Here is a 12,745-nt window from a genome sequence, read left to right on the forward strand (position 1 = left end):
ATGTACTTTGCCATCGATGTTCACGACCCGGAAGTTCCAGCGCTGATCGCGCAGCAACTGCAGGCCTTGCGCTCGGAGGCGGCGGTGGCGAACGGCAGCCAGCCCCTGTATCTGCTGGCGCTGCTCGACGGCGCCTGCGACGAGGAGTTTTTCACCAAGCGCTACCCTAGCCGGCTGCGGCGCCAGTCGCTGTATGCGCACACCTCGCTGCAAAACTTCAAGAGCGCCGCACCGCATTTAATGGCGGCGCCATCGGCAAGCAGCGAGCAGGCTGCGTGGCTGCAGCGCCTGTTTTCGCTGTGCGCAGGCAAGCCCATGCTCAGCATCATCGCCAGCACGCTCGATATCGGCCAGCTGGAGCAGCATTTGCGCCCCTATTTGATTGCCATCACGCCAGACACCGTCGAATGGCCCATGCGCTGGGCCGATACGCGCATATTGCCGGCCCTGCTGGCAGCCTTGACTGAAACGCAGTCTGCGCATTTGCTGAGCCCCATCTACCGCTGGTGGTCGCTGCGGCGCGATGGCTCCCTGATCAGTTGGCAGGGCACGGCAGAGGCCAAGCCCGCCCCTGCGGAATTTGATAAATTCCCCCTCGGCGACACCGCCTTTGCCGCCCTGGTGGATATCGCCGAAGCCGACGCCATCCTGGCCAATCTGCATGATGTGCAGCCGGACCTGTTTCATTCCGGCACCCCGGCCGAGTGTCACGCGCGCGTGGCGCGTCATTTGCTTGTGGCAAACGCCAGCGGCATCGAGGCGGCGGGCCAACGTCAGCATTTCAGCGCCCTGGCCTTGATGCTGGCCGATGACTTTACCTCGCATCCGGCGATGGCCAGCCTGTTGCGGCGCACGCGCCAGGGAGCGAATTACCTGTCCGAGCTCGACACGCTGCCCGACGATTTCTGGCAGGCGCGTTCGGCTGCCTAGCCTTGTTTCTTCGACTGCTTACTTTTATAAAAGGAAAAATGATGAAATGGATTATGTATCTTGGCACGGCCTTGCTGCTGAGCGGCTGCGCCCTCAAGGCCAGGCAGGTTGAGGAAGCCGGTCCAAGGACTACCGCGACGGCGCAGGTGGGTATCGTGAATCATACCGGGAATTTCATTTACTCCGCGTCGGTGGATGGGGCCGGAGGGGGAATATGGACAAATGGGGCGCGGGAGGTGCGAATATTTGCTGTACATCAATCCCGAGAGTATGGCATCCAGGAATGAACGTCTTGGTGCGGTGGGATATGCCTGAAGGGCATACGCATATTGTTAAAGAAAAAGTAGTGGGAGTTGAAAAATATGATAGACCAGGAGATATTTATATGCACTTTTTTGATAATGATGAGGTGAGGGTTGTTGTGTCGAATGATGCAGGATATGGAAAAGATCACCCGATTCAACACACGGGTAAACCATCACTTAAAAAATGATTTATTATGATTAATGTTCCGCCTTTCAAAGCTCCCGTTCCTGTTGATGTATTCTTAAAGCCAGGCACGAGTGAACAGTCAAAAATCGCTCAAGTTGCATGCAGCGCGACATCAGACGCACCATGCAGCATAGCTGTACATGTGGGACTTTTTTTGACGGCACGAACAATAATCTGGAACGGGATCGCAACGGCTTGCGTACAGGTGTAATTGATGCAAAAACGAAAGTCCCCATTGCTATTACTAAGATTCCACTCAAGCCGGAAGATGCCAGTCACAGTAATGTGGCGCGCCTTTTTCTAACATATCCGAATGACAAACAACAGAGCGGATATTATTCAAACTATATTCCAGGCGTAGGTACTCCGTTTAAAGAAATCGGAGAGCTAACCGAATCGGATGAAGGCAAGGCATTTGCCAAAGGCGGGCAACCCCGGATTATATGGGGCTTGCTGCAAGTCGTGAATGCAGTTCATCGGACTATTGGCGGAAAGTTATTGTACGAATCAGATGAAGCTGGCCGACTTGCCCGCATCTATGATAATGCCGTAGGCCACGATAAAGCACCTCACCCCCTAACCGGAAGAGAGCGTTTCATGACGCATTCTGACTGGTTCGTTCCCCATATCGAAAAACTCCAAGCGGCGATGGCGGCACAACCGAAACCGCATATTCCATCGCTGACCCTGTCCGTGTTCGGTTTTTCGCGGGGAGCTGCCGAGGCGGTGGCGTTTTGCCAGCTGTTTGCCGATTTGCTCACGCCACGCGAAGGTGAGGTGCAGAAGTTTGCCGGTATTCCGGCCCGCATCGATTTTCTTGGCGTCTTCGACACGGTGGCAACCGTGGGCAGTTCGGGGTCGGTGGCGAAAACCACGATCGCGCCTGGCGCGATGTTCGATGGCCATTGGGCCTGGGCCAATGAATTGCTCAAGCCGTTGCCGGCCTGTGTCCAGGCCGGCCTGCATTGTATTGCCACGCATGAGCAGCGCATGAATTTTCCCGTTACGCGCTTGGAAGGGAATATCAAGGAAATATATTTTCCTGGCGTGCACTCCGACGTGGGAGGTGGCTATGGTCCGGGGGAGCAGGGAAAGGGACGTGGCGGACAAGCGGCCTTACTGTCGCAAATCCCGCTGGCGCACATGTTCAAGGAGGCGCGCCTCAAGGGCGTGCCTTTGAAACCTTTCAGTGAATTGGATGTAACGGTACAAGATGACTTCCAGGTCAGTCAAGAGCTTGCCAGCGCCTGGGAAGCATATACCGCCGAGCTGGGAGAGCAAGGTGCTTTGCTGAGCAAGCATATGCAACTGTATTACCGCTGGCGCGCCGTGCGCGTCAAGACCCTGGAAGCCACGGCCAGCTTCAAGGCGGCCAGCGCGCAGGAGCGGGAGGATCTGGGATCCTACAACCGCTTGCTGGCAGGCGATCTGGAAGCGCTGCGCGCGCGCAAAGCCTTCCGCCACGGCGATGAGGGCCAGCCGTTCAGCGCCCGGGATATTGCGCGCATCAACCACTGGCAATATTATCGGGCCCAAAATCACACGCCCTTGGACAAATGGGAAGAATTTGCGCTCGGCATATTCGATCACCCCAAACCGCTGCCGCCCGAAGTGATGCGTTTTTTGACGACTATGTGCATGATTCCCTGGCCGGCTTTTATATGGCTGGCGAAGTGACGGAATACGACAAGCGGGCCAGGATCGCCTCGTTCGCCAATAAACCGCCTAAAGACGGCTTTTATAAACGCGTATATGAGCTCAGCCGAAAGACCGAAGCCGCGCAACTGAAACAGAAGAATGGTGAAGCATTGACGCCGGAAGAGGAAGCGCTGGTCAAGGAAGTGCAGTATGGCACTCCATATCCTATCCGTACGGATGCCGACAGCGCCGACATGCGTAGCAGGCTGATCACCACGCAAACCTATACACGGCGCGAGGGTGGCGGCTATATCTTGCGCCGAGGCTATTACCCGCAAAGCGGCTTCTTCCGGAAAAGCGTGCACGAAAACGAGCTGCAGCGCATGCCGACGGCCGGCATCCAGGCGAAAGATGCACCCGAAGAATTGGTGTGGAGCGAAAACTTAACACAGGATATTGCGCAAGCCAGACTCGATGAAGAGATTTACCTGGCGCAGCAGCGCTCTGCAGCGCGGATCAATGCGCTCGCATAGGGCGTGACTTCATCGCGGCTGAAGCAGGGTGGACTCATCCGCCGGTTTTATGGATAGCGATGAAATCATGATGATGTTACTCAAGCAACAATTATGGCGATGCCTCTTGCTGGTCGCATGTTTACCCGGTGTCGCCATGGCCGCGAGCATTCAGGCGCTGAATTATTCTTCGCGCGAAGTCGATTACATCGCGGTTGAAAATCCGGGCAATACGAACAGCGGCGGCGGTGGCGATTCGATCCGTCCATACGGGCAGGGCGGATCGATATGCTGTTTCAGCGTGCCGGAAAAGTGGCATGCGGATTTGAAGGTGGTGGTGGTCTATCAGCTGTCCCCCGACCCGACCTTTCATCGCGCGACGGTCAGTGTTCCCCCGTATCCGGATGGGAAGGCGGGCGATATCTGGCTGATCGTCTATGAAGATGGCAGCGTGGGGGCCGTGGTGTCGCATTATGGACCGAGCCGACCGGAGTGGCCGGGGAAAATCAAGGGGTATCCGGTGCCGACGAAGGAGTATCGGGACGAGCGCCGTAGGCAGAAATTGAAGAGGGAAAAAGCGACATTACTTACGCTGGAAAGGACATTGTTGCGTGACGTCAATGTTATGTCAGTTGATGACATAAAGGAGACTCAAGAAATAATTGAATTCCAAAGAAAGCTCATCCAAAGTCTGGAAGGAAATCCATGACTGCCTTCTTGTCAAAAATTTATTCCATTGAAAAAATTGACCCGTCTGATCATGACCGTTTTTTTGACGGAATTGGTGAGATGAAAGAAATTGTTAAATCTGCCAAAGCTCGTGAATGCCCTGACCCAGGCTTTCCCCCTCATGCGATGCGAATCTGTTTTTCGGTTTCTTCTTCGACGGCACCAACAATAATATGAAGCGGGATGTGCCGTTTCACTCGCACAGCAATGTGGCGCGTTTGTATAGTGCATTTCCCGGCGGTAAAGATACGCATGGCAGCGAGGCCTGGCCGGACCTGGAAACAAAATATCACAAAAGTTACTTTCGCACCTACGTCCCCGGGGTCGGTACACGCTTCGACGAGGTTGGCGATACGGGCGAGGGATTTAGCGTCCTCACCAGCGACCGGGCACGCGGCCTGGCCTTCGCCTACAAGGGCGAGAATCGCATCATCTGGGCATTGGTGGAAGCACTCAATAATGTACACAAATATTATACCGATACCCCCTTGGTGGATGATAAGACGTTTAAAAAGGACTTCAATACGCTCAGCTTGCCCAGCAAAGTGCAGCCTTCACCGGCGCTGGTGAGCGCTTTTACGCAAGCAGTGCAAAAGCTGCACAGCAATTTGCGGCCATTTGTGCCGGTTGGGGCGCCGGGGAAAGACGCAGAGAAAGGCACGGTGATCAATATTTTCGTGTCGATGTTCGGTTTTTCACGCGGCGCGGCCGAAGCGCGCGCGTTTGCCAACTGGTTTATCTGGTTATGCAAGCTCGATGCGCAACTGACCGCTAGCAAGGGAGCCAAACGCGAGCTGAGTCTTGGCACTATTGAGGTGACGTTTGACTTTATGGGCCTGTTCGATACCGTCGCTTCGGTTGGCTTGGCGGCTTCAGCACCCCTCCTGAACGTGGTGGTGGACGGACATGGTGGCTGGGCCGACACCGAAGTGTCGCTCAAAATACCCACGGCACCGGGGCCAAGCAAGTGCCTGCATCTGGTCTCGGCGCATGAAGTGCGCCGGTCTTTTCCCTTGGACTCCGTTGCTCACCTGGGCAATATTCCCGCCAATTGCACGGAAATTGTTTTTCCTGGCGTTCACTCGGACATCGGAGGCGGCTATTTGCCGCAAGAACAAGGGCGCGGTACAGATCCAAGCGGAGGCGACTTGATGTCGCGCATTACGTTGGCCACGATGTACCGGGCGGCGCGCGTGGCCGGGGTGCCGCTGAAGCTGGAAGAGGCCAGTGAAAAGACGAAGCGGGCCTTTCGCATCGATCCGCGCACAATAGCCACCTTCAATGCGTATATCGGCTTTTGCCATGCGCAGCAAGGAGCTGAGCCATCATTGCGGCTCCATAGGGTCATGGAATTCCAGCACATGCTGTACATACAGTGGCGCAAGAAAGTGCTAGGCAAGATGGGAGATTTGCCGAATGTCAAGAATCTGGCAACAAGCTATAAAAGCGGGAAATTCGATTTTACTGATCTCACGATGGCGGACAAAGAGCTGGAGGAAGAGGTTGCTAGCTTTGAGAAGTGGCGCATCGACCAGCGCACGAGCAACAGTAGAGGGCAACCCCGTAATCCCGAATGGAAACCTATCGCCGAATTTTGGGACAAACCGGCGCTACCTGCCGAAGTAAGCAATTTTTTTGAACAGTTCGTACATGACTCGCGCGCGTGGTTCAAACCGCTGGGGAAAGACATTCCCGACTTGTGGTATGCGCTGGAATTGCTTTTGGCGCAGGAAGAGCGAGCCCGTGACTGGGAGAGCGGACAGGATGCCGACCCTGGTAAACCCAATCCCTATAATTTGAGCAAGGCTGAAAAAGAGCAATTGCTGCGATACAAAGCGGTCAAAGGCACCGAAAATGAAATGGATGCGATCGAGCCGGATAAGGGCGGACGCGAGAGCAAACTCATGGGCGGTGGCTACTTGCGTTTCCGGCGGATTTACATGGGATCGGATAGCTTCAAGCCGTCGGGCGCTCAGTATGCGGGTATGCAGCCTGTTTTGCACAAGGAACAGCGCGGTATCGCGATGGCCCAGCACAGATCTGCCGATGCGGTGGAGCAAGCGAAGACGGTGTAAGGCAAGCTAAGTCATGGAGCTACCCGTGCGCTGGGCCGATACGCGCATATTGCCGGCCCTGCTGGCAGCCTTGACTGAAACGCAGTCTGCGCATTTGCTGAGCCCCATCTACCGCTGGTGGTCGCTGCGGCGCGATGGTTCGTTGGTCAGTTGGCAGGGCACGGCAGAGGCCAAGCCCGCCTCTGCGGAATTTGATAAATTCCCCCTCGGCGACACCGCCTTTGCCGCCCTGGTGGATATCGCCGAAGCCGACGCCATCCTGGCCAATCTGCATGATGTGCAGCCGGACCTGTTTCATTCCGGCACCCCAGCCGAGTGCCACGCGCGCGTGGCGCGGCATTTACTAGTGGCAAGCGCCAGCGGCATCGAGGCGGCAGGCCAGCGTCAGCATTTCAGCGCCCTGGCCTTGATGCTGGCCGACGATTTTACCTTGCATCCTGCGATGGCCAGCCTGTTGCGGCGCACGCGCCAGGGGGCGAATTACCTGTCCGAGCTCGACACGCTGCCCAACGATTTCTGGCAGGCGCGCTCGGCTGCCTAGCCTTGTTTCTTCGACTGCTTACTTTGATAAAAGGAAAAATGATGAAATGGATTATGTATCTTGGCACGGCCTTGCTGCTGAGCGGCTGCGCCCTCAAGGCCAGGCAGGTTGATGAGGCCGGCCCAAGCCCTACCGCGACGGCGCAGGTGGGTATTGTCAATCATACGGGGAAGTATATTTATTCCGCATCGGTTGATGGGGCGGGAGGGGCCAATATGGCCAGGTGGGGAGCGGGGGAGCCGAAGTTTGCTGCGCATCCATCCCGCGGGTATGGTATCCGGGAATGATGGTCCGGGTGCGATGGGATATGCCAGAAGAACATACGCATATTGTCAAAGAAAAAATGGTGGAAGTGGAAAAATATGATAGGCCCGGAGATATCTATATGCATTTTTTTCCCAATGACGAAGTGAGAGTGGTTGTGTCAAATGTGGACGGCGATAGTAAGAATCATCCCATTCTTCATTCCGGAAAACCTGCCAATATCCCTTGATATTATGATCAGTGAAACTCCTAATTCCGAGCCGTTTCCCGTCGATTCTTTTCTTAAACCATCTACGACGCGTGGGAGTTCTGTGTGTTCTATTGCCCTATGTGGCGGTAAAGTGAGAAATGACGTAGCATTTTCTATAAGGTGAAAATGATGAAATGGATTATGTATCTTGGCACTGCCTTGCTATTGAGTGGCTGTGCCCTCAAGGCCAGGCAGGTTGATGAAGCCGGTCCAAGGACTACCGCGACGGCGCAGGTGGGTATTGTCAATCATACGGGGAAGTATATTTATTCCGCATCGGTTGATGGGGCGGGAGGGGGAAATATGGCCAGATGGGGGCGGGGCTTGCCAATATTTGCTGCACATCCATTCCTCGTGTGTGGTATCCGGGAATGATGGTCCGGGTGCGATGGGATATGCCGGAAGAACATACGCATATTGTCAAAGAAAAAATGGTGGAGGTTGAAAAATATGATAGACCAGGAGATATTTATATGCATTTTTTTGAGAATGACGAGGTGAGAGTGGTTGTGTCAAATTCTGGAGGGCCTAGCAAAATTCATCCTATTCTTCATTCCGGAAAACCTGCCAATATCCCTTGATATTATGATCAGTGAAACTCCTAATTCCGCGCCGTTTCCCGTCGATTTTTCTTTAGCCATCGCCGCTTGATCAATTAAATAAAAGTTAGTTTATAAAATGAAAATTATGAAATGGATTATGTATCTTGGCACGGCCTTGCTGCTGAGCGGCTGCGCCCTCAAGGCCAGGCAGGTTGATGAGGCCGGCCCAAGCCCTACCGCGACGGCGCAGGTGGGTATTGTCAACCATACGGGGAAGTATATTTATTCCGCATCGGTTGATGGGGCGGGAGGAGCCAATATGGCCAGGTGGGGAGCGGGGGAGCCGAAGTTTGCTGCGCATCCATCCCGCGGGTATGGTATCCGGGAATGATGGTGCTGGTGCGATGGAATATGCCTGAAGGGCATACCGATGTTGTCAAAGAAAAAATGGTGGAAGTGGAAAAATACGATGAGCCGGGAGATATCTATATGCACTTTTTCCCCAGCGACGAGGTGAGAGTGGTTGTGTCCAATGCAGGAGGAGGTAGCAAAACTCATCCGATACGTCACCATGGGAAACCAAAGGATCCCAATTCTTAGAGACACGGATGATGGGACGGTCTTGCGATGCAAAGGCTGCCGCGGGTACCGGTTCCCCATGTGAGATCAAGGAAGAGACATCCTGATCCAATGGAGATGTTCGGATAAGGAACGGCTCCGGCGTGGCTGGCGCCGATGGAGGATCAGCCGATGAAGGAATCGAATTGCATGTCGAATTCCTGCAGCGCCTTTTGTGCATTTTGCATCTTCTTGCGGAATTCCGGCCCGCGCTGCAGGGCCAGGCCCACTGCCAGCACGTCGATCACGACCAGGTAGGCCAGGCGGGCGGAAATCGGGGTGTAGGGGTCGGTGTTGAAGACCAGGTCGATCGGGATCAGCACGGTGGCCAGGTCGGCCAGCGGCGTGCCCGATGGGGCCAGCACGACGACGTCGGCGCCGCCGCGGCGCGCCAGTTTCACGGAGCGGACCAGGGCGGGGCTGTTGCCGCGCTGCGAGATGGCCACCAGGCAGTCGCCGCCGCGCAGCAGGGCCGCCGCGATGCTGTGGATGTTCGGGTCGCTGTAGGCCACCGTCGGCACACCCGAGCGGAAGAACTTGTGCTGCGCGTCGGCCGCCACGATGCCCGACGTGCCCTGGCCATAGAATTCGATTTTGCTGGCGCGCGACAGGATGTCGAGCGCGCGCTGGATCGCTTCCGGGTTCAGGTTGTTGCGCAGGTCGAGCAGGGTGTTGATCGAGCGGCTGCAGATCTTATTTACCAGGTCGGCCGCCAGGTCGTCCTGCGCCGGCTGCTCGTTCGCGCCCGGCATGGCCAGGGCCAGGCCCTGCGCCAGTTTCAGCTTGAATTCATGCCAGCCGTCATAGCCCAGGGTGCGGCAAAAGCGCACCACGGTCGGTTCCGACACCTGCGCGCTTTTCGCCAGCGCCGTGATGTTCTGGCTGACCGTCTGGTTGGGCTGGTCAAGCACGGCCAGCGCGACCTTCTTCTCCGACTTGGAGAGCGAATCGAGCTGGGTGCGGATGGAATCGAGTAGCATTGATTGATCTTCTGGCAGTAATGCCGTAAGTTTGCGTCCTTTTCACCCCAAAAGCAAAGTTCCGGGGTCGGACCCTCAGGGGCCGACCCCAGCATTTCGCCGTTCAGGGTTAAGCCAAATCTTAACGGCTTCAGTCCTCTGGCAAGGCTTCTTCACGCCATTGCAAGCCATCTCGGCCGATCAGGGCGCTGGCGGCCGCGGGGCCCCAGGTGCCGGCCGTGTAAGGAATCGGTGCGCTGTCGTTCTGTTCCCAGTTGTCGAGAATCGGCTCGACCCATTCCCAGGCCGCTTCCAGCTCGTCGCCGCGCATGAACAGGGTCAGCTGGCCGCGCAGGACGTCGAGCAGCAAACGCTCGTAGGCGTCCATGCGCGGGGTCTTGAACGATTCGCGGAAATCGAGTTCCAGTTCCGCCGGTTTCAAGCGCATGCCGTCCCCCGGGGTTTTCGCCATCAGGTTCATGCGCAAGCCTTCGTCCGGCTGCAAGCGGATCACCAGGCAGTTCGGCTGGAAGCTCGACGTGGGCTGGTTGAAGATCGAATGCGGAATTTGCTTGAAGCGCACGACGATCTCGGCCAGGCTGTCGGCCATGCGTTTGCCCGTGCGCAGGTAGAACGGCACGCCGGCCCAGCGCCAGGTGTCGATTTCCGCCTTCAGCGCAACGAAGGTTTCGGTGCGCGAATGTTCCGGCGCATCGGGCTCGTCGCGGTAGCTCGGCACGGTGGCACCGTCGACGTGGCCGGCGCGGTACTGGCCGCGCACGATGTTCTGTGCCAGGGTGGTCGGCGTGAATTTTTTCAGCGAGCGCAACACTTGCAGCTTTTCATCGCGCACGGCGTCCGGCGCGATCGAGGTCGGCGGTTCCATGGCGACGATGCACAGCAACTGCAGCAAGTGGTTTTGCAGCATGTCGCGCAGCGCGCCCGAGGTGTCGTAGTAACCCATGCGGTTGCCCACGCCCAGCTTTTCAGCGATGGTGATCTGCACGTCGGAAATCCATTCGCGGCGCCACAGCGGTTCGAACAGGATGTTGCCGAAGCGCAGGGCCAGCAAGTTCTGCACGGTTTCCTTGCCCAGGTAATGGTCGATACGGTAGATCTGCGATTCCTGGAAGACCTTGCCCACTTCGGCATTGATCTGCTTGGCGCTGGCCAGGTCGCGGCCCAGCGGCTTTTCCAGCACCACGCGCGAATTCGGCGTGACCAGGCCGTTGTCTTCGAGGTTGTCGCAGATCAAGGCGAACAGGTGCGGCGGCGTGGCCAGGTAGTACACGCGCGTCAGGTCGGCATCGCCGCGCAGCGCTTCGACCAGCGGCGCGTACGTGGCCGCATCGCTGGCGTTGAGCGACACGTACACGATGCGCGCGCAGAATTTGCTCCAGGTGGCGGCGTTCAGGGTGCTGGCCTTGATGTGGGGGCGCGAATTGGTCTCCACCATCTTCAGGAAGGCGTCCTGGCCGCTGTCCTGGCGGCCCACACAGATGATGCGCGCCGTCGGCGGCAAATCGTTCGCGACGTCGCGCGCATACATTGCCGGCAACAACTTGCGCATTGCTAAATCGCCGCTGCCGCCAAACAGGACCAGGTCAAAATCGGTAAGTGCCATAAGTGAGTGTCGTCGCAAAAGTAAAAGGGCCGGAGCGGGGAGAAAGCCGACCGGAAGTGCCAGTCTGTCGCTACTATAATCGATGGTGTAAATTTACTACGTAGAACAAGCAATTGCAAGAAATTTTACTACATTTCCTCCGCTGCCGTCGCGATTTTGCCCCGTATGCACGATAGCGATATCGGCATGGCCATTATATGCCGTTCGCCGGCACTGGCGCAGCGCCGTGCTTGTTGTCAGCTTTGCAAAGCAACCATGGTTGCCAGGGAAATTTTCGATTCCTTCCGTCATCATTTGCGCTGTAGCAACAAGCAAATCAAGAAATGCTGTCAGGATCGCCGTTGGCAGCGTAAAGTAGCTTTGAGGAAAGTAAAAAACCGTATAATTCAAGCTCGAATCGATAGCAACTATTGGTTGTAAGAAATTGTACGATATACACTGCACCGTTAGCGCCGGCCATGCCCCGAACCCGCCATCCGACGTCCATGCGACGTGCAGTCCGCACTGCCCGCAGCATCAGGGGCAGGCGACTTAACTTTACAAGACGGCTCAAGGGGACACAATGAATTCAATGCAGCAAGATGTCGATGAACGCACCAGCCTGACAGGCAATAACAAATTCGAACTGTTCCTGTTCAAGCTGGGCACCAGTGATCACTCGACCAGCCGCGAACTGTTCGGCATCAATGTGTTCAAAGTCCGTGAAATCATGGAAATGCCGGCCATCACGGCGGTGGCTGGCTCGCACCCGCACATGCTGGGCGTGGTCAATATCCGCGGCCAGATCGTGCCCGTGATCGACTTGCCGATGGCGGTCGGCTGCAAGAGCAGCGGCTTGAAGATCCTGATGGTGACGGAGTTCGCCCGCTCGACACAGGCGTTTGCCGTGGAAGAGGTCGATGAAATCGTGCGCCTCGAATGGAACCAGGTGCTGTCGGCCGAATCGAGCGTCGGCGGCGGCCTCGTCACCAGCATCGCCCGCCTCGATGGCGACACGGACAAGACGCGCCTGGCGCAAGTGCTGGACGTGGAGCAAATCCTGCGCAACGTGCTGCCGTCGGGCGACCCGGACGTGGACGAGAACAGCATCGGCCCGCAAGTACGCTTGCCGGCCGGCGCCGTGATCCTCGCGGCCGACGATTCCTCGCTGGCCCGCTCGCTGATCGAAAAGGGCCTCGAAGCGATGGGCGTGCCCTTCATCATGACCAAGACGGGCAAGGAAGCGTGGGAACGCCTGCAAGCGATCTCGGCCCAGGCGGCCACGGAAGGCAAGACGGCGAAAGACAAGGTCGCGCTGGTGCTGACCGATCTGGAAATGCCGGAAATGGACGGTTTTACCTTGACGCGCAACATCAAGAACGATGGCCGCTTCTCCAACATCCCCGTGGTGATCCACTCGTCGCTGACGGGCTCGACCAACGAAGACCACGTCAAGGGCGTGGGCGCCGATGGTTATGTGGCCAAGTTTGTGGCGGCGGAATTGGCCGAGACGATACGCAAGGTATTGGCGCGGTAAGCTGAAGCAACTGTAGGTCGGATTAGCGGCGTACGCCGCGTAATCCGACGCCACC

Annotated in this window: 17 protein-coding genes; 12 read left to right on the forward strand and 5 right to left on the reverse strand. The window is 56.8% G+C overall.

Annotated features, from left to right (window positions below):
* Nucleotides 1-930 carry a DUF4123 domain-containing protein gene (locus tag ACRHIG_RS10070; RefSeq protein ID WP_489630075.1) on the forward strand — a complete coding sequence of 310 codons (930 nt, stop codon included), beginning with the start codon at nt 1-3 and terminating at the stop codon, nt 928-930.
* On the opposite strand, the gene ACRHIG_RS10075 is transcribed toward ACRHIG_RS10070, so the two are convergent.
* The gene (locus ACRHIG_RS10075) at nt 927-1,094 is read right to left on the reverse strand and encodes a hypothetical protein (RefSeq protein ID WP_489630076.1); all 168 of its coding nucleotides are present in this window, start codon (nt 1,092-1,094) and stop codon (nt 927-929) included. The two genes, ACRHIG_RS10070 and ACRHIG_RS10075, sit on opposite strands and share 4 nt — an antisense overlap.
* Nucleotides 1,095-1,144: 50 nt before the next feature.
* On the opposite strand from ACRHIG_RS10075, the gene ACRHIG_RS10080 reads away from it, so the two are divergent.
* The 7 genes from ACRHIG_RS10080 (at nt 1,145) to ACRHIG_RS10110 (ending at nt 6,917) form a co-directional block, all read left to right on the forward strand.
* Nucleotides 1,145-1,423 carry a DUF3304 domain-containing protein gene (locus ACRHIG_RS10080; RefSeq protein ID WP_489630077.1) on the forward strand — a complete coding sequence of 93 codons (279 nt, stop codon included), beginning with the start codon at nt 1,145-1,147 and terminating at the stop codon, nt 1,421-1,423.
* 98 nt (nt 1,424-1,521) lie between these two features.
* Nucleotides 1,522-3,099, forward strand: coding sequence for a phospholipase effector Tle1 domain-containing protein (locus ACRHIG_RS10085; protein WP_489630078.1), 1,578 nt, complete (start codon nt 1,522-1,524; stop codon nt 3,097-3,099).
* Nucleotides 3,084-3,593, forward strand: a complete 510-nt coding sequence (locus ACRHIG_RS10090; protein WP_489630079.1) for a hypothetical protein — start codon at nt 3,084-3,086, stop codon at nt 3,591-3,593. The genes ACRHIG_RS10085 and ACRHIG_RS10090 overlap by 16 nt, the downstream gene beginning before the upstream one ends.
* Nucleotides 3,594-3,642: 49 nt before the next feature.
* Complete coding sequence (locus ACRHIG_RS10095; protein ID WP_489630080.1) at nt 3,643-4,281, forward strand: DUF3304 domain-containing protein; 639 nt, start codon at nt 3,643-3,645, stop codon at nt 4,279-4,281.
* A complete protein-coding gene (locus tag ACRHIG_RS10100) occupies nt 4,278-4,478 on the forward strand; it encodes a hypothetical protein (RefSeq protein ID WP_230505628.1) in 201 nt (66 codons plus the stop codon). Before ACRHIG_RS10095 ends, ACRHIG_RS10100 begins: the two co-directional genes overlap by 4 nt.
* Nucleotides 4,475-6,376, forward strand: a complete 1,902-nt coding sequence (locus tag ACRHIG_RS10105; RefSeq protein ID WP_489630081.1) for a T6SS phospholipase effector Tle1-like catalytic domain-containing protein — start codon at nt 4,475-4,477, stop codon at nt 6,374-6,376. Before ACRHIG_RS10100 ends, ACRHIG_RS10105 begins: the two co-directional genes overlap by 4 nt.
* A gap of 13 nt (nt 6,377-6,389) precedes the next feature.
* On the forward strand, nt 6,390-6,917 hold the full coding sequence (locus ACRHIG_RS10110; RefSeq protein ID WP_475416866.1) for a hypothetical protein: 528 nt from the start codon (nt 6,390-6,392) through the stop codon (nt 6,915-6,917).
* Here ACRHIG_RS10110 and ACRHIG_RS10115 read toward each other — a convergent pair.
* Entirely contained in the window at nt 6,914-7,081 is a 168-nt protein-coding gene (locus ACRHIG_RS10115; RefSeq protein ID WP_489630082.1) for a hypothetical protein, read from the reverse strand. The genes ACRHIG_RS10110 and ACRHIG_RS10115 overlap by 4 nt on opposite strands.
* Nucleotides 7,082-7,140: 59 nt before the next feature.
* Between ACRHIG_RS10115 and ACRHIG_RS10120 the strand changes: the two genes are divergently transcribed.
* From ACRHIG_RS10120 to ACRHIG_RS10130, 3 genes are all read left to right on the forward strand, one after another.
* A complete protein-coding gene (locus tag ACRHIG_RS10120; RefSeq protein WP_489630083.1) occupies nt 7,141-7,410 on the forward strand; it encodes a DUF3304 domain-containing protein in 270 nt (89 codons plus the stop codon).
* A gap of 332 nt (nt 7,411-7,742) precedes the next feature.
* Nucleotides 7,743-8,012, forward strand: a complete 270-nt coding sequence (locus tag ACRHIG_RS10125) for a DUF3304 domain-containing protein (protein WP_489630084.1) — start codon at nt 7,743-7,745, stop codon at nt 8,010-8,012.
* A 288-nt stretch (nt 8,013-8,300) separates the two neighbouring features.
* Nucleotides 8,301-8,573: a DUF3304 domain-containing protein gene (locus tag ACRHIG_RS10130; RefSeq protein WP_489630085.1), complete on the forward strand. Its 273-nt coding sequence runs from the start codon at nt 8,301-8,303 to the stop codon at nt 8,571-8,573.
* Nucleotides 8,574-8,716: 143 nt separating this feature from the next.
* On the opposite strand, the gene ACRHIG_RS10135 is transcribed toward ACRHIG_RS10130, so the two are convergent.
* From ACRHIG_RS10135 to ACRHIG_RS10145, 3 genes are all read right to left on the reverse strand, one after another.
* Nucleotides 8,717-9,571, reverse strand: a complete 855-nt coding sequence (locus tag ACRHIG_RS10135) for an SIS domain-containing protein (RefSeq protein ID WP_034750862.1) — start codon at nt 9,569-9,571, stop codon at nt 8,717-8,719.
* 130 nt (nt 9,572-9,701) lie between these two features.
* Nucleotides 9,702-11,174 carry a glucose-6-phosphate dehydrogenase gene (gene zwf, locus ACRHIG_RS10140; protein WP_034750861.1) on the reverse strand — a complete coding sequence of 491 codons (1,473 nt, stop codon included), beginning with the start codon at nt 11,172-11,174 and terminating at the stop codon, nt 9,702-9,704.
* A 96-nt stretch (nt 11,175-11,270) separates the two neighbouring features.
* Nucleotides 11,271-11,564, reverse strand: coding sequence for a hypothetical protein (locus ACRHIG_RS10145; protein WP_489630086.1), 294 nt, complete (start codon nt 11,562-11,564; stop codon nt 11,271-11,273).
* Between the two features lie 172 nt (nt 11,565-11,736).
* On the opposite strand from ACRHIG_RS10145, the gene ACRHIG_RS10150 reads away from it, so the two are divergent.
* The gene (locus ACRHIG_RS10150) at nt 11,737-12,690 is read left to right on the forward strand and encodes a chemotaxis protein (RefSeq protein ID WP_219136035.1); all 954 of its coding nucleotides are present in this window, start codon (nt 11,737-11,739) and stop codon (nt 12,688-12,690) included.
* The last annotated feature ends 55 nt before the right edge of the window (nt 12,691-12,745 follow it).

The organism is Janthinobacterium sp. C22, from assembly GCF_057919405.1.

Excerpts from the sequence above, each read along its gene's own strand:
- ACRHIG_RS10070 (WP_489630075.1), top strand. The coding sequence starts at position 1 with ATGTACTTTGCCATCGATGTTCACGACCCGGAAGTTCCAGCGCTGATC.
- ACRHIG_RS10075 (WP_489630076.1), bottom strand. The coding sequence starts at position 1,094 with ATGATTCACGATACCCACCTGCGCCGTCGCGGTAGTCCTTGGACCGGC.
- ACRHIG_RS10080 (WP_489630077.1), top strand. The coding sequence starts at position 1,145 with ATGGACAAATGGGGCGCGGGAGGTGCGAATATTTGCTGTACATCAATC.
- ACRHIG_RS10085 (WP_489630078.1), top strand. The coding sequence starts at position 1,522 with ATGCAGCGCGACATCAGACGCACCATGCAGCATAGCTGTACATGTGGG.
- ACRHIG_RS10090 (WP_489630079.1), top strand. The coding sequence starts at position 3,084 with ATGGCTGGCGAAGTGACGGAATACGACAAGCGGGCCAGGATCGCCTCG.
- ACRHIG_RS10095 (WP_489630080.1), top strand. The coding sequence starts at position 3,643 with ATGGATAGCGATGAAATCATGATGATGTTACTCAAGCAACAATTATGG.
- ACRHIG_RS10100 (WP_230505628.1), top strand. The coding sequence starts at position 4,278 with ATGACTGCCTTCTTGTCAAAAATTTATTCCATTGAAAAAATTGACCCG.
- ACRHIG_RS10105 (WP_489630081.1), top strand. The coding sequence starts at position 4,475 with ATGAAGCGGGATGTGCCGTTTCACTCGCACAGCAATGTGGCGCGTTTG.
- ACRHIG_RS10110 (WP_475416866.1), top strand. The coding sequence starts at position 6,390 with ATGGAGCTACCCGTGCGCTGGGCCGATACGCGCATATTGCCGGCCCTG.
- ACRHIG_RS10115 (WP_489630082.1), bottom strand. The coding sequence starts at position 7,081 with ATGATTGACAATACCCACCTGCGCCGTCGCGGTAGGGCTTGGGCCGGC.
- ACRHIG_RS10125 (WP_489630084.1), top strand. The coding sequence starts at position 7,743 with ATGGGGGCGGGGCTTGCCAATATTTGCTGCACATCCATTCCTCGTGTG.
- ACRHIG_RS10135 (WP_034750862.1), bottom strand. The coding sequence starts at position 9,571 with ATGCTACTCGATTCCATCCGCACCCAGCTCGATTCGCTCTCCAAGTCG.
- zwf (WP_034750861.1), bottom strand. The coding sequence starts at position 11,174 with ATGGCACTTACCGATTTTGACCTGGTCCTGTTTGGCGGCAGCGGCGAT.
- ACRHIG_RS10150 (WP_219136035.1), top strand. The coding sequence starts at position 11,737 with ATGAATTCAATGCAGCAAGATGTCGATGAACGCACCAGCCTGACAGGC.